Genomic DNA, 14,829 nt, shown 5'->3' on the forward strand with positions numbered 1-14,829 from the left:
AGCGGCGGACAGGCAAATTTAAGCCTGTCCGGCGATTGAGGACACCCCTCCACTCGGCGGACCGGTCAAAACATCGCGCTCACCGCGCCAGCGCACCCGCCCCGGCCGCGACGGCCTCCGGTTCCGACACGACCCCACCCGAGCCGCCATGGGCAAGCCCGTCACGCGACCGCCGCTTCGCGATCACCGCACAGACCATCAACTGCATCTGGTCAACTTCTCGGCCCTAAAGGACCGAGCTTGTCGGCTCGGTCCTTTAAGCCTCGTCGCGCTCCCGACTGCCCCCTACGACGGGGCGGTCACGGGTCGTATCTACCAACAGCAGGGAGGTTAAGTCCCTGGTGGTACGGGTCCGTTGACAAGAACCCACGCTCGCCGTCCGCGCTCGCGCACGTTGACGGCGGCGACGACATCGGCGGGGCCAGCGAGCCCGCACCGACGACACAGGAAGGCGTCCCGGGTGGGACGGTTGTTCTTCGCGGTGTGCCCGCAGCGCGGACACATTTGGGAGGTGTAGGCCGCATCCACCCTCACGACCGGCACCCCGGCCCGCCGGGCCTTGTACCGAAGGTGCTCTTCGAGCTGGTGGAACGGCCAGGAGGAGAGAGCGGCCCGCTGGTCGCGGCGAGACCGTACCCGCTCGCGAATCCCACTCAGATCTTCGAGTGCGATCCCACGACCGGTGCGTTTCGTGACGGCCACAATCTCCTTGCTGATCCGGTGATTCTGCTGCGCGGCGTGCCGCTGCTCACGCCTGGCGCGGCGCTTGGCACGCCGCTTCGCGCTGCGGGTCCGCTTGGCCTGCAACTCAGCCCGCTTGCGGGCCTGCCAACGCCGGTACCGGGCCAGACGACGGCCGCAGAAGTTCGCACCGTCCGAGGTAGTGGCCAGGTTCACGATGCCCCGGTCCACACCGATCCAGCCATCCGGCTCGGTGTTGAGCGGCTCCTCAGGTACTTCGCACACCGCGACCAGGAACCACATCCCGTCCCGGCGCACCAGGTCGGTTTCGCCCTGACGGAACGCGCGCAGCGTCTTGAGCTGATCCGGATGCCCCACGAAGCGGATACCGCGCAGCCGCCCGCTCACAGTCCAGACCGACACCGTTGCGGCATCGTGCTGCCAGGACAGGATCCGGTCGTCGAACGGCTGCGCGGCATGGGGACGGAACGCGAGGGGCTTGGACTCCGCCTTCACCTTCCGCCCGCCCGTCAGGTTCCCCGCCCGCACGTTCGCCCTCAGGGTCGTATAAGCGTCCACGACCTTCTTGACCGTACGGACCGCCGCCTGCGCACCGAGCCCGAAATCAGCCTTCAACTCGCCGTACACGAGCTTCTGCAAGTCATTGCGGGACCTGGCACCCCTGGCGAACGCCACAGCCGAGGCCCGGTCGGCCGCCCGATTACACGCATGCAGGGTCGCCTCAAGTGCCGCCGCCTGCCCGGGCGACGGCAACAGCTTCACCTGCACCACCAACTTCACCCGCCCAACGTAGCGTGAGGCACTGACAATGCGACCAGATCCGTGCGTACCCGCACGTCAGAGCAGTACTGGGATGTGACTCCTCTCCGCCCTGAAGGACGGGGCATCCTCGTAAGGAGTCCGGTGAAACAGCATCAGCGGCAACAGAGCCAGGCTCGCCCCCGTACCGAACAGCACCGTAGCCATGGGCAGTCCGGCCGCGAGGCTCTTCTTCGAGCCCGCGAAGACGATGGCGACGCGGTCCTCGCGGTTGAAGCCGAGCCGTCGCGCCCCGTAGGAGCTGAGCGTGAGCATCGCGGCGAGCAGCAGCGCCTCGACGCCCATCAGGGCCAGCAGTCGCAGCGGGGTGATCTGGTGCCAGACGCCCTGGACCATGCCCACGCTGAAGGCCGTGTAGACCCTGAGTTTCACGCAGGCCGCCCATCGGCTGGGCCTGCGGCAGTCCACGGTGAGCCAGCAGGTGCGCAAGCTGGAGGCGGCGGCCGGGCGGCAGCTGTTCACCCGCGATACGCACAGCGTGGAGCTGACCGAGGACGGCGAGGCGATGCTCGGTTTCGCCCGGTCGATCCTGGAGGCGAACGAGCGGGCGGCGGGTTGGTTCGCGGGGACCCGGCTGCGCGGGCGGCTGCGGTTCGGGGCCTCCGAGGACTTCGTGCTGACCCGGCTGCCGGAGATCCTGGAGGGCTTCCGGAGTGATCATCCCGAGGTCGACCTGGAGCTGACCGTCGATCTCTCGGGCACGCTGCACGAGCGGCTGGCCGCCGGACGGCTGGATCTGGTGCTCGCCAAGCGCCGGGCCCAGGACACCCACGGCCGGCTGGTCTGGCGGGGCAAGCTGGTCTGGATCGGCGGCGAGCGGCTGCGGATCGATCCGGAGCGCCCGTTGCCGCTCATCCTCTTCCCGCCGCCGGGGATCACCCGCGCCCGCGCGCTGGAGGTCCTGGAGGCGCACGGCAGGGCGTGGCGGATCACCTGCACCAGCGGCAGCCTGAGCGGGCTGGTGGCGGCGGCGCGCGCGGGGCTGGGGGTCATGGCGCACACCCGCGGCATGATCCCGCCCGGTCTGGTGCGCGTCCCGGACCGGGTCGGGCTGCCGGAGCTGGGCCCGGTGGACTTCGTCCTGCTGCACGGCGGCGCGGGCGGCACCGGCGGGGCGCGCGGGGGCGGTGGGGCGCGAGGCACCGGCGAGACGCGCGGGAGCGGCGGCCGGGACGGCGGCGAGAGCGGCGGGAACGGCGGCCGGCCCGCGGGGAGCCCGGCCGACGCGCTGGCCGCCGCGATCCTGGCGGGCGGCGACCGGCTGCACCGGCCGGTCGTAAACCGGCCGTAAAGCGGCGGTGCCCGCCTCGGAGAGATTCGGTGCAGAAACGGCGCGGGTGCCGCGACCCGGCGGGCGGCGGCGCGCCCGGCGTCCGCCGAAGTAGCCCGTTTTCGACCGGCGACCAGCACAGATGGCGCACGGTGAGCCCCCTCCCGGTCCCTCCGGGGATCGGATACGGTCGCGGCGCTGGGCCCGGCTGCGGCCGGCCGGTTCAGGTCGGCCCGTCACCGAGCGGCTGTCCCTGGCTTAATGGCTTAGGTCTCGCGGTATTGCCAGTACCTGCGGGGCACTTCTAGGAGCGAGTCCGTGCGCGAGTTCACCGTTCCACCCTTGGCGACGGCGCCCCAGGTCGGAGGACTTGCGGACGCCGTGTTCGACCACGCCGGCGAAGCACCGGACCGGGTGGCGCTCGGCCGCAAGGTCGACGGCGTATGGCAGGACGTGACGGCGGCCGGGTTCCGGGACGACGTGCTGGCGCTGGCCAAGGGGCTGCTCGCCCAGGGCATCCGGTTCGGCGACCGCGTCGCGATCATGTCGCGCACCCGCTACGAGTGGACGGTCTTCGACTTCGCGCTGTGGTCGATCGGCGCCCAGTCGGTGCCGGTCTACCCGACGTCCTCGGCCGAGCAGGTCTTCTGGATGCTCTTCGACTCGGGCGTCTCGGCCTGCCTGGTCGAGCACGAGGACCACGCGATGACCATCGGCTCGGTGATCGACCGGCTTCCGCAGCTGTCCCGGCTGTGGCAGCTCGACGCGGACGCGATGGGCGAGCTGACCGAGGCGGGCGAGCACATCGACGACGAGGTGGTGCACCGGCACCGGCTCGCCGTCACCCCGGACGGCGCGGCCACCATGATCTACACCTCGGGCACCACCGGCCGCCCCAAGGGCTGCGTGATCAGCCACGCCAACTTCATGGCGGAAACCGACAACATCCTGGCGCGCTACGAGCGGGTCTTCCACTCCCGGCCCGGCGACGAGGCGACCACGCTGCTCTTCCTGCCGCTCGCGCACGTCTTCGGACGGATGGTGCAGATCGCGGCGATCCGCGGCCGGGTCAAGCTCGGCCACCAGCCGAACCTGACCGCCGCCGCGCTGCTGCCCGACCTCAAGACGTTCCGGCCGACCTTCATCCTCGCGGTGCCGTACATCTTCGAGAAGGTCTTCCAAGCGGCCCGCCGCAAAGCCGAGACCGAAGGCAAACTGGGCGCCTTCGACAAGGCCGTGGACATCGCGGTGCGCTACGCCGAGGCGATGGAGCACAAGGCGTTCGGCACCGCGCCCGGCCCCAGCGCCTCGCTGCGCATGCAGCACCAGCTGTTCGACAAGCTGGTCTACGGCAAGGTGCGGGACGCGATGGGCGGTCGCTGCCGGCACGCGATGTCCGGCGGCTCGGCGATGGAGCGGCGGCTCGGGCTGTTCTTCGCGGGTGCGGGAGTGACGATCTACGAGGGGTACGGACTGACCGAGTCCACCGCCGCCGTCACCGCCAACCCGCCCGAGCAGACCCGCTTCGGCACCGTCGGGCAGCCGATCCCCGGCACCACCGTGCACATCGCGGAGGACGGCGAGATCTGGGTGCACGGAGGGCAGATCTTCTCCGGCTACCTCAACGACCGCAGAGCCACGGACGCGACGCTGCGGCAGGGCTGGCTGGCCACCGGCGACCTGGGGGCGCTCGACGACGACGGCTATCTGAGCATCACCGGACGCAAGAAGGAGATCCTGGTGACCTCCGGGGGCAAGAGCGTGTCCCCGATCGCGCTGGAGGAGCGGGTCAGGGCGCATCCGCTGGTCGCGCAGTGCGTCGTGGTCGGCAACGACCGGCCGTACATCGCGGCGCTGGTCACCCTGGACCCCGAGGCCGTCAAGCACTGGCTGACGATGCGCGGCAAGCCCGAGATGCCGCCCGGCGAACTCGTGCGGGACCCGGATCTGGAGACCGAGATCCGGCGGGCGGTGGTGGCCGCCAACACGCTGGTCTCGCAGCCCGAGTCGATCCGCACCTTCCGGATACTGGCCGCGCAGTTCTCCGAGGAGCACGGGCTGCTCACCCCCTCCCTGAAGCTCAAGCGGAAGGCGATCGAGCAGACGTACTCGGCCGAGATCGCGGCGCTCTACCACCGGTGAGCCGCGCCTGCCCGCCGCCGGCCGGCCTGCGGAGCGGGCAGGGCACGGCGGACAGGAATCCGGCGGCGGCGGGAATGCGCGGCCGCTGAAGATCGTTGTCGCCGGTGTATCGAAACGTCGACGTTAGGACCGATTGCTCGTGAGCGATGTCCCCACCATCACCCTCAACAACGGCGTCAAGATGCCGCAGCTCGGTTACGGCGTCTGGCAGGTGCCGGACGACGAGGCGGCCACCGCCGTCAGCACCGCGCTGGAGGCCGGCTACCGCAGCATCGACACCGCCGCGATCTACGGCAACGAGGAGGGCACGGGGAAGGCGCTCGCCGCCTCGGGTCTGCCGCGCGAAGAGCTGTTCGTGACGACGAAGCTCTGGAACTCCGAGCAGGGCTACGAGTCCACGCTCAGCGCCTTCGACGCCTCGCTCGCCAAGCTCAACCTCGACCATGTGGACCTCTACCTGATCCACTGGCCGATCGCCGCCGCGGGTACCTACCTGGACACCTGGAAGGCGTTCGAGAAGATATACGCGGACGGCCGCGCCAAGGCCATCGGCGTCTCCAACTTCCAGCCCGCGCACCTCCAGCGGCTGATCGACGAAGGTTCTGTCGTCCCGGCCGTCAACCAGGTGGAACTGCACCCGCAGCTCCAGCAGGTAGAGGTGCGGGCCTTCGGCGCGCGGCACGGCATCGCCACCGAGGCGTGGTCCCCGCTCGGCCAGGGCAAGGGCCTGCTGGACGAGCCGAAGATCGGCGCGATCGCGCAGAAGCACGGCCGTACCGCCGCGCAGGTCGTCCTGCGCTGGCACCTCCAGCTCGGCAACGTCGTGATCCCCAAGTCCGTGACCCCCTCCCGGATCAAGGAGAACTTCGACGTGTTCGGCTTCGAGCTGGACGACGCCGACCTGGCCTCGATCGCCGCCCTGGACTCGGGCACTCGCCTCGGCCCGGACCCGGACGCCTTCGACGGCTCCTGACCCGCCGCACCACCCCCGCTGCACCCGCCACCGGCGGAGCAGCACACCAGCGCCGCCGTCCGGTCCGCCGACCGGGCGGCGGCGCGCCGCGTTCCGTGCCGTACGGGGATGCCGTACGGGGATGGCGGCGCGGCCGTACGGGGTGTCGGCGCGGCCTTCCGTCCATGGCACGGGGGTATCATCCGGTGATTTCCGCGTCCCGGACCAATCCGCTTCCCGTCCGGCGACGAATAAAAGGCGGGACCCGCATCCGTTGGGTCACTTCGCAGCTCGGAGGAACAGATGAGGGTAGCCGTGCGCCTCGACGAGGCTGCCGAGCCCGAACCCGACCTGCAGGAGCTGCTGGTCCGGGTGGCGCGCGGTGACCAGGACGCCTTCAGCCGGGTCTACGACGCGGTCTCCGGCCCGCTGCTGGGACTCGTCCGCAGTGTGCTGCGCGATCCGGCGCAGTCCGAGGAGGTCGCCCAGGAAGTGCTGGTGGAGGTCTGGCGGACGGCCGCCCGCTTCCAGCCCGCCCGCGGCAGCGCCATGACGTGGGTGATGACGCTCGGCCACCGCCGGGCCGTGGACCGGGTCCGGTCCTCCCAGGCGTCGGCCGACCGTGAGCACAAGGCCGCTCTGCTCGACCAGACGCCCGCCTTCGACGAGGTCGTCGAGCAGGTGGAGGCCAGGCTGGAACGGGAACAGGTACGCCGCTGCATGCGGGGCCTGACCGAACTCCAAAGGCAGTCGGTGACACTCGCCTATTACCGGGGCTTCACGTACCGGGAAGTCGCCGAATTGCTCGCCTTGCCGTTGGGAACCGTGAAGACACGGCTCCGTGACGGCCTCATCCGGCTCCGCGACTGCCTGGGGGTGAGCGTATGACCATCGCCGATCTGCACACGCTGACGGGCGCCTACGCCGTCCACGGGCTGCCGCCCGGGGAACGCGAGGAGTTCGAACGGCACCTGTCCGCATGCGAGCCGTGCGAGCGGGAGGTCGCCGAACTGCGCGCGACCGCCGAACGCCTGGGACTCGCCGTATCCGTGGTACCGCCGCCCGAGATGCGCGACGCGGTGCTGCGCCGCGTCGCGACGGTCCGCCAGGAGCCGCCGAAGGTGGCACGGGAGGGCCGGGCCGGCGGCCCGAGGAGCCACCGGATGCGCCGGCTGCCGAGGTTCGTACTGGCCGCCTGCCTGGCCGGGGCCGTGGCGCTGGGCGGCGTCGCCGTCTGGCAGCACCAGGAGGCACAGGACGCCCGCGACCAGGCGCAGCGCGCCGAGCAGCAGGCCGATTCACTCGCGCGAGTGCTGGCCGCACCGGACGCCAGGACGGCGACCGCCGCCATAGGCAACGGCGCGAGCGGCACCGTCGTGGTCTCCCGGAGCCAGAACAAGGCCGCGTTCCTCGCCTCCGGCATGCCCTCGCTGCCCGGCGACAAGGTGTACCAACTGTGGTTCAACGACGGCGGCAAGATGCGGTCGGCGGGCCTGATGAACGCTGCGGCCGGTGACAAGGCGGTGGTGCTGAGCGGCGCGGTCGACGCGTCGTCGGGCATGGGCGTCACGGTCGAACCGGCGGGCGGCTCTACGCAGCCGACCTCCGATCCGCTGGCGCTGATGGACTTCCCGGCCTGAACGACGCGTCGGCGGGTGGCGAGTGCGGAGTGGCGAGTGCGGAGCCCCGGATACGGGGCTCCGCAGGGGCGTACGGCACTTTCTGGACCTGCGGGTGAGGGCCGGGCCCGCCCCGCCCTCACCTGCCCGCCCTCACCTGCCCGGCGGCCTCGGGAAGAAGCCGCTGGTACGGGCCGCGTACTCGGCGTAGCCCGGCCGCCCTTGCATATGGCGCTCCAGGATGCGCTTGCCGCTGCCGTTGATCAGCAGATAGCTCATGACGAGCGGACCGACGACGGTGACCAGCGCGGCCCAGTGGTCGCAGGCGATCAGGAACAGGCCCCACCAGACGCAGAAGTCGCCGAAGTAATTGGGGTGCCGGGTCCAGCTCCACAGGCCCCGGTCCATGATCCGGCCCTTGCTGGCCGGATCGGCCCTGAAGCGGGCGAGTTGGAAGTCACCGACGCCTTCGAAGAACAGCCCGACGATCCACAGCGCGCAGCCCAGCAGCGCGACCCAACTCATCTCTCCGGGTACGTAGTTCGCCGCCTGCACTGGCAGGGACACCAGCCAGACCAAGGCCCCTTGCAGCAGGTACACGATGCGCAGCGCGTAGGCGTCGCGGTTGCCGGGGGCCTTGGCCAATAGCTGGTCGTAGCGCGGGTCCTCGCCGTGGCCGCGCCCCCGCCGGGCGATGTGCCCGGCCAGCCGCAGGCCCCAGAGGCAGGTCAGGACGGTGATCAGCAGCCGCCGGGCGTCGTCGCCGTGCCCGGCCGAGATGGCGTACGAGACGAGCGCGACGGCCGCGAACCCGAGGCCCCAGGCCACGTCCACGACGCGGTGCAGGCCCTTGGCCAGCGCGACGGCGAAGGTGATGAGCATGACCGCGAAGGCGGCGCCCGCGGCAGCGGCCAGATTGAGCGCGAAGTCGCCCCAGGGGAAGCCGTTCACCGCTGCGCCGGTCATCGGCCGGCCTCCTGGTCGTGGGTCGGGGCGTGGGTCGGGGCGTGGGTCGGGGCGTGGGTCGGGGCGTGGGTCGGGGCGTGGGACGGCTCACGGTTCGGTGCGTGGGCCGGTGCGTGGGCCGGTGCGTGGGCCAGGGTCAGTTGCTGCACATCGAGATAGCGGGAGCGGAAGCCCGCTTCGGAGTAGGCGAGGTAGAAGGTCCACAGGCGCTGGAAGGTGTCGTCGAAGCCGAGCGCCGAGACCTCGGTGGAGCGCTCGGCGAACCGTTCCCGCCAGAGTCGCAGGGTTTCGGCGTAGTGCGGCCCGTAGGCGTCCCGTTGGACGATCCGCAGCCCGGTGCGCCGCTCGGTGATGTCGGCGATGGCCTGGACGGACGGCAGCAGGCCGCCGGGGAAGATGTACTTCTGGATCCAGGTGAAGGTGTTCTTGGAGGCCGTCATCCGCTCGTGCGGCATGGTGATGGCCTGGAGGGCGATCCGGCCGCCGGGGGCGAGGAGTTTCTCCAGGGCGGTGAAGTAGACGGGCCAGTACTCCTCACCGACGGCCTCGATCATCTCAACGCTCACCACCGCGTCGTACGAGCCGGTGAGCTGTCGGTAGTCGCGGATCAGCACCGTCACCCGGTCCGCGAGACCCGCGTCCCGGACGCGCCGCTCGGCGAGGTCGCGCTGCTCCTGAGAGAGCGTCACGGTCACGACCTCGGCACCGCGTTCGGCGGCCCGCAGCGCCAACTCGCCCCATCCGGTGCCGATCTCCAGCAGCCGGGTGCCAGCGCCGACGCCCGCCTGGTCCAGCAGCCGGTCGATCTTGCGGTGCTGGGCGGCGGGCATCAGGGAGAAGTCGGCGGGGAAGCCGCGGAAGAGGGCGGCGGAGTAGGACATGGTCTCGTCGAGGAACAGCGCGAAGAGGTCGTTGGACAGGTCGTAGTGCCGCTGGATGTTGTCGCGCGAGCCTTCGAGGGTGTTGCGCTGAGTGTCGGGCTGCCTGCGCGCCCAGGCTCCGCGCAGCCGTTGCAGGGCTGGCGGGACGAGGGTCGAGACATTCTCGGCGAGCACACTGAGCACGCCCACCAGGTCGACGGCCTCCCACTCGCGGGCCATGTACGACTCGCCGAAGCCGATGAGGCCGCCGGCCGCGATTCGGCGGAAGAACGCGTCGGGGTCATGGACGTCGAGCAGCGGACCGCCGAGGCCGAGCGTCTCGGGGACCGGGGCCGGCGCGGCGGTTACGGCGCTGCCTGCGGTGCCTGCGGTGCGCCTGCCTCGCGGCGGTGAGCCGTGCAGCCGTACCCGCAACGGCAGTCGGGCCAGCGCCCGGCGCACCAGGAACTCGGCGATGGCGACGCGCGCCGGTGAACAGCGCGGCAGGGCCGCGACGTCGGGCCACTGCCGGGGGTCCACCATGACGGCTCGCCGCGACGAATCCGACGCATACGACGAGTAGGAAGAAGGCACAGACAGGCTCAACTCAAACCCTCCTGATCACGGTGACGGGGGCGCGGCTGCACGGGCAGTCCGCGCAGGAACAACCGGATGCCGTGCAGCCGGATGCCGATCGAGACGGCGAGGGTGGGCCAGGGGTGCCGGGCCGCCGCGCGGAGCAGACCGAGCGGACCGGCCGGCCGGCGCTCGCCCCGGACGGTCGCCGTGAACGGGCGCCCGCCCTCCCGTTCCAGATGGATCGTCAGGTCGAGTCGGGCGCCGGGCTCGGGCAGCCGCATCCGGTACTGGCCGTCGACCGGGAAGAAGGGCGAGACGTAGAACGCCTTGTGGGCGCTGCCCCGGCCCCGTTCGTCGGTGCGCAGCAGATAGCAGTGCCGCTCGCCGTACGTGTTGTGGACTTCGGCGACGACGCAGACGAGCGCGCCGAGCGGGTCGTGGCACCAGTAGAGGGTCAGTGGGTTGAAGACGTGCCCCAGGACGCGGGCGTTGGTGAGCATCCGCACCTTGCCTCCGCCGAGGTCGATGTCCTGGGCGCGCAGATAGCGGTCCAGGCCGGCCCGGATGCTGGGCGCGGCGCCGCCGAAGTGGTCGCGGGCCTCGAAGCGGGCGAGCGGGCGCAGCGGCCGGGGCAGCGCCGATCCGTGGTCGAGGCCGAAGTCCAGGTCGACCAGCCACATGTAGGTGCGCTGCCGGAAGGCGTAGCGGGTGGGGCGGTTGCGGACATGGGCGACGACGCACGCGTACAGGGCGGGGCCCTCGGGGCGTGCCGCCCCAAGGGTCGCGGAGGTCGTCACCGCACGGGGTATCGGCGTGCCGGGCGTCACCACTCCACCCCCAGCGCGCGGGCGGCGGCGACGCCGGAGCGGCAGCCGTCCTCGTGGAATCCCCAGCCGTGGTACGCCCCGGCGTACGCGGTCACCGGGCCGCTCAGCTCCGGCAGCCGCGCCTGCGCGGCCACCGACTCCGGGGTGTAGACGGGGTGTTCGTAGGTCATCCGGGCGAGCACCCGCTCCTCGGCTATCAGGTCGGCCGCGTTGAGCGTGACGAGGTAGCGCTCCGGGGCGTCGAGCCGTTGCAGCCGGGTCATGTCGTAGCTGACCCTGACCCGCTCGGCGGACGCCGTGCAGTCCGGCATCAGGTAGTTCCAGGAGGCCTGGGCCCGCGGGCTGCGGGGCAGCACCGAGGTGTCGGTGTGCAGCAGGGTGGGGTTGTGCGAGTAGCCGAACGCGCCCAGCACCTCGCGCTCCGCCTCGGTCGGGTCGGCGAGCAGCCGCAGGGCCTGGTCGGGGTGGACCGCCAGCACGACGGCGTCGTAGTGCCGGGTCGCGCCGTCCTCGGTGACGATCCGCGCGCCGCCGGAGTAGCGCTCGACGGCGCGAACCGGGGCGGAGGTGTGCACCGCGGAGAGCTGTTTGCCGACGCACTCGACGTACGAGCGGGAGCCGCCGGTCACCGTCCGCCAGGTGGGCGAGCCGCTGACGCCGAGCATCCCGTGGTGCTCCAGGAAGCTGAAGAGGTAGCGGGCCGGGTAGCGCAGCGCAGTGCCGGGCGCGCAGGACCAGACGGCGGAGACCAGCGGTGTCATGAAGTGCGAGACGAAGTACGCGGAGTAGCGGCCCTCGGCGAGGAACTCCCCCAGCGTCCGGTGCCCGCCCTCGTCGGCGGCGAGCAGCCGGCGGGCGTTCCGGTGAAAGGCCGGCACCTCCGCGAGCAACCGCAGATAGCGTCCGCGCAACGCGTTGCGCGGTTGGGCGAATAGCCCTTTCGGGCCGCGCGCGCCCGCGTATTCGAGACCGCATCCGTCGCACCGCACGGACATGCTCATTTCTGATTCCTGGGTTTCCACACCGAGTTCGGAGAAAAGCCGAAGGAGAAGCGGATAGGTCCGCTCGTTGTGGACGATGAATCCGGTGTCCACTTGGAGCAGCCGGCCGTCGCCGGACGGCACATCGTGGGTGTCCGCGTGGCCGCCGAGCCGGTCGTCCTTCTCGTACAGCGCCACCTCATAGGCATCACGCAGCACATACGCGGCGGTGAGCCCCGCCACGCCGCTGCCGACCACGGCCACCCGACGTCGATCCGTATGCCGATCCACCGCCACGCAACTCCCTCCCGAAACGCTCCGGGCACATGCCCCTTTCGCTTGATTCGAGGCCGTGGCCGCCGTGGATTGGTCCGAAGGACGATCAGTTTTCCGTACAGCGAATTTTGATCCGATCGGGTGAATGACCAATCCGCCGACCGGCGGGCGACGAATGCCGGTTGTGAGCAAAGACCGAGAAGCGACAACGGAGAGCGCGGCCCCCGGCAGCACGCCGGGCCGCCGCCGGACCTCCGTACGACTGCTGCGCGGCGCCCTGGGCGCGCTCAGCGGACTGCTCGCGGGTTTCGCGGCGCTGGCGAGTGCCGAGCTGGTCTCGGCGGCCGTGCGGCCCGAGTCGAGCCCGATCACGGCCGTGGGCGGCGCGGTCATCGACCGCACCCCGGTCGAACTGAAGGACTACGCGGTCAGGACCTTCGGGAACAACGACAAGCTGGTCCTGCAACTGGGCATCCTCGCGGTGCTCGCGCTATTCGCTATGTTCATCGGGGTCCTCGCAGCCCTCGCGCCCCGCTTCCGCCGGACCTGCTCCGCCGGGGTGCTGCTCTTCGGCCTCGTCGGCGCGCTGGCCGCCGCGAGCCGCCCGGACAGCGGCGGGGCGGACTGGGTGCCCTCGGCGGTCGGGGCGGTCGGCGCGGCCGGGGTCCTGTACCTGCTGGCCGGCCGGCTCGCCTGGTCGGCCCAGGCTGAGGCACCGGAAGCGGACGAGGCGCGGGCCCCCGGCCCGAACCCCGATCCGAGCACCGGCCCCACTCCGAGCACCGCACCCGCTCCCAGCACCGAACCCGCCGCGGGGCGCCCCCTCGCGGCCGATTCCGAACACTCCCCCGGCGCTCCCTTCATGCGCCCGGACGGAGAGCCGGCCGCACCGCGGCCCGCCGCCGGCGCTTTCGACCGGCGTGGGTTCGTCATCGCGGCCACCGCAGCCGCGGCTGCCTCGGCGGGCGCAGGCGTACTGGGTCGTCGCCTGAACGCGTCCAGCGGGGCCGAGGCAGCCGCCTCCCGCAAGGCCGTCACCCTCCCCGCCCCGGATTCACGGGCCGCCGCCATCCCGCGCGGCTCCGATCTCAAGACCGCCGGGGTCAGCTCGTTCACGACCTCCAACCACGACTTCTACCGGGTGGACACCGCGCTGGTGGTGCCCCGCGTCGACGCGACCGGCTGGAAGCTGCGGATTCACGGCAAGGGCGTTCCCAGGGACGTCAGCGTGAACTTCCAGGACCTGCTGCGCCGGGAGCTGATCGAGCGCGACATCACCTTGACCTGCGTCTCCAACCAGGTCGGCGGGCCCTACGTGGGCACTGCCCGGTGGATCGGCGTACGGCTCGCGGATCTGCTCCGCGAGGCTGGGGTGAAGCCGCCGTCGAAGGGTGGCAAGGCCGATCAGCTGGTCGCGCGCTCCGTGGACGGCATGACCATCGGGACCCCGGTCGAGGCGGTCATGGACGGCCGGGACGCGATGCTCGCGGTCGGCATGAACGGCGAGCCGCTCCCGTTCTCGCACGGCTTCCCGGTCCGGATGCTGGTCCCGGGGCTGTACGGCTACGTCTCGGCCTGCAAGTGGCTGCGGGACCTGGAGCTGACCACCTTCGATTCCTACGACCCGTACTGGGTCAAGCGGAGCTGGGCCAAAGAGGCCCCCATCAAGACTCAGTCGCGGATCGACACCCCCAAGCCCTTCTCGACGCCGAAGGCGGGCAGCGTGCCCGTCGGAGGCGTCGCCTGGGCGCAGCACAAGGGCATCGACCGCGTCGAGGTCCGGGTCGACGGCGGGGCGTGGCACACCGCGCGGCTCGCCGACGAAGCGACCACGGACACCTGGCGGCAGTGGGTCTGGGACTGGCCCGCCACCGCCGGCTCGCACAACCTCGAGGTCCGGGCCACCGACCGCGAGGGCTACACCCAGACGGACAAGCGCGTCGGGACGGTCCCCGACGGCGCGACCGGCTGGCACTCGGTGGTGGTCGACGTGACCTGACCCGAGCAACGACGCACTCCGGAGTACCCCAGGCCACTTCCGGAACACCAGATCACTTCCGCAACACCACACGCCCATCCTGCTAGGAGCACACCATGAACAGCCTTCGCATCCGTCGCGCCACCATCGCCGTCGCCGCCGTCGCCATTCTTCCGCTGGCGATGACCGCCTGTTCGGACGACAGCAAGGACAGCAAGGCCGACTCCTCGTCGTCGGCGTCGAAGTCGAAGGAGTCGCAGCCCTCCGAGGCCAGTGGCGCGAGCGACCTGTCGAAGCCGTTCGGCCCCGGGTGCGCCTCGGTGCCGAAGTCGGGCAAGGGCAGCTTCAACGGCATGGCCACCGACCCGGTCGCCACCGCCGCGTCGAACAACCCCGCCCTGTCCACGCTGGTCACCGCGGTGAAGAAGGCCGGTCTGGTCGACACGCTGAACAGCGCCAAGGGCATCACGGTGTTCGCGCCGACCAACGACGCCTTCGCCAAGATGCCGAAGGCCGACCTGGACAAGGTCCTCGCCGACAAGGCCACCCTCACCAAGATCCTGACCTACCACGTGGTCGGCGAGACAGTGAAGGCGCCGAAGGGCCTCGCGGACGGTTCGTACACCACGCTCCAGAAGGGCAAGCTCACCACCTCCGGCTCGGGTGAGTCGTACATGGTCAACGACTCGGCCAAGGTCGTCTGCGGCAACGTGCCGACCTCGAACGCGACGGTGCACCTCATCGACACCGTCCTGATGCCGAAGTAACGACGCCGCGGTGTCGACACCGCAGTAGAAACGGACGGTACGGCCGTCGCGGCAGTCGGGCCCGTGCGTTCGGCGCGACCCGATACACGCCC

12 protein-coding genes and 2 pseudogenes are annotated in these 14,829 nt (G+C 71.1%); 7 read left to right on the forward strand and 7 right to left on the reverse strand.

Annotated features, from left to right (window positions below; translation table 11 throughout):
* Nucleotides 1–79: 79 nt before the first annotated feature.
* From QMK28_RS34345 to QMK28_RS21050, 3 genes and pseudogenes are all read right to left on the reverse strand, one after another.
* Nucleotides 80–211: pseudogene (locus QMK28_RS34345) on the reverse strand (bile acid:sodium symporter); the annotation flags it as partial.
* A 119-nt stretch (nucleotides 212–330) separates the two neighbouring features.
* A complete protein-coding gene (locus QMK28_RS21045) occupies nucleotides 331–1,482 on the reverse strand; it encodes an RNA-guided endonuclease InsQ/TnpB family protein (protein ID WP_326440235.1) in 1,152 nt (383 codons plus the stop codon).
* A gap of 57 nt (nucleotides 1,483–1,539) precedes the next feature.
* Nucleotides 1,540–1,893 (reverse strand): annotated as a pseudogene (locus QMK28_RS21050) (bile acid:sodium symporter); the annotation flags it as partial.
* Nucleotides 1,894–1,930: 37 nt separating this feature from the next.
* Here QMK28_RS21050 and QMK28_RS21055 point away from each other — a divergent pair.
* From QMK28_RS21055 to QMK28_RS21075, 5 genes are all read left to right on the forward strand, one after another.
* Nucleotides 1,931–2,812, forward strand: coding sequence for a LysR substrate-binding domain-containing protein (locus QMK28_RS21055; RefSeq protein WP_326440239.1), 882 nt, complete (start codon nucleotides 1,931–1,933; stop codon nucleotides 2,810–2,812).
* Between the two features lie 297 nt (nucleotides 2,813–3,109).
* Nucleotides 3,110–4,933, forward strand: a complete 1,824-nt coding sequence (locus QMK28_RS21060; protein WP_326440250.1) for an AMP-dependent synthetase/ligase — start codon at nucleotides 3,110–3,112, stop codon at nucleotides 4,931–4,933.
* 139 nt (nucleotides 4,934–5,072) lie between these two features.
* Nucleotides 5,073–5,906 carry an aldo/keto reductase gene (locus QMK28_RS21065; protein ID WP_326440254.1) on the forward strand — a complete coding sequence of 278 codons (834 nt, stop codon included), beginning with the start codon at nucleotides 5,073–5,075 and terminating at the stop codon, nucleotides 5,904–5,906.
* 282 nt (nucleotides 5,907–6,188) lie between these two features.
* A complete protein-coding gene (locus tag QMK28_RS21070; protein WP_326440256.1) occupies nucleotides 6,189–6,773 on the forward strand; it encodes a sigma-70 family RNA polymerase sigma factor in 585 nt (194 codons plus the stop codon).
* A complete protein-coding gene (locus QMK28_RS21075) occupies nucleotides 6,770–7,525 on the forward strand; it encodes an anti-sigma factor (RefSeq protein WP_326440258.1) in 756 nt (251 codons plus the stop codon). The genes QMK28_RS21070 and QMK28_RS21075 overlap by 4 nt, the downstream gene beginning before the upstream one ends.
* A gap of 132 nt (nucleotides 7,526–7,657) precedes the next feature.
* Here the strand turns inward: QMK28_RS21075 and QMK28_RS21080 are convergent, their stop codons facing one another.
* From QMK28_RS21080 to QMK28_RS21095, 4 genes are read right to left on the reverse strand one after another with little or no spacing between them, the layout of a single operon-like run.
* Nucleotides 7,658–8,455: a DUF1295 domain-containing protein gene (locus QMK28_RS21080; protein WP_326440313.1), complete on the reverse strand. Its 798-nt coding sequence runs from the start codon at nucleotides 8,453–8,455 to the stop codon at nucleotides 7,658–7,660.
* Nucleotides 8,456–8,466: 11 nt separating this feature from the next.
* Nucleotides 8,467–9,873 carry a cyclopropane-fatty-acyl-phospholipid synthase family protein gene (locus QMK28_RS21085; RefSeq protein ID WP_326440260.1) on the reverse strand — a complete coding sequence of 469 codons (1,407 nt, stop codon included), beginning with the start codon at nucleotides 9,871–9,873 and terminating at the stop codon, nucleotides 8,467–8,469.
* A 59-nt stretch (nucleotides 9,874–9,932) separates the two neighbouring features.
* Nucleotides 9,933–10,706 carry a DUF1365 domain-containing protein gene (locus tag QMK28_RS21090; RefSeq protein WP_326440263.1) on the reverse strand — a complete coding sequence of 258 codons (774 nt, stop codon included), beginning with the start codon at nucleotides 10,704–10,706 and terminating at the stop codon, nucleotides 9,933–9,935.
* 26 nt (nucleotides 10,707–10,732) lie between these two features.
* Nucleotides 10,733–11,980, reverse strand: a complete 1,248-nt coding sequence (locus tag QMK28_RS21095; RefSeq protein WP_326440266.1) for an NAD(P)/FAD-dependent oxidoreductase — start codon at nucleotides 11,978–11,980, stop codon at nucleotides 10,733–10,735.
* Nucleotides 11,981–12,167: 187 nt separating this feature from the next.
* On the opposite strand from QMK28_RS21095, the gene QMK28_RS21100 reads away from it, so the two are divergent.
* Both QMK28_RS21100 and QMK28_RS21105 read left to right on the forward strand, forming a co-directional pair.
* Nucleotides 12,168–13,991 (forward strand): molybdopterin-dependent oxidoreductase, encoded by a 1,824-nt coding sequence (locus QMK28_RS21100; RefSeq protein ID WP_443050784.1) that lies wholly within the window; start codon nucleotides 12,168–12,170, stop codon nucleotides 13,989–13,991.
* A gap of 95 nt (nucleotides 13,992–14,086) precedes the next feature.
* On the forward strand, nucleotides 14,087–14,737 hold the full coding sequence (locus QMK28_RS21105; protein WP_326440272.1) for a fasciclin domain-containing protein: 651 nt from the start codon (nucleotides 14,087–14,089) through the stop codon (nucleotides 14,735–14,737).
* Nucleotides 14,738–14,829 lie beyond the last annotated feature (92 nt).

The organism is Streptomyces sp. H27-D2 (assembly GCF_035828615.1).
Taxonomy (GTDB): domain Bacteria; phylum Actinomycetota; class Actinomycetes; order Streptomycetales; family Streptomycetaceae; genus Streptomyces.

Bases quoted from the DNA above. Each gene is read 5' to 3' on its own strand.
- QMK28_RS21070 (WP_326440256.1), top strand. From the start codon at position 6,189: ATGAGGGTAGCCGTGCGCCTCGACGAGGCTGCCGAGCCCGAACCCGAC.
- QMK28_RS21075 (WP_326440258.1), top strand. From the start codon at position 6,770: ATGACCATCGCCGATCTGCACACGCTGACGGGCGCCTACGCCGTCCAC.
- QMK28_RS21085 (WP_326440260.1), bottom strand. From the start codon at position 9,873: ATGGTGGACCCCCGGCAGTGGCCCGACGTCGCGGCCCTGCCGCGCTGT.
- QMK28_RS21100 (WP_443050784.1), top strand. From the start codon at position 12,168: ATGCCGGTTGTGAGCAAAGACCGAGAAGCGACAACGGAGAGCGCGGCC.
- QMK28_RS21105 (WP_326440272.1), top strand. From the start codon at position 14,087: ATGAACAGCCTTCGCATCCGTCGCGCCACCATCGCCGTCGCCGCCGTC.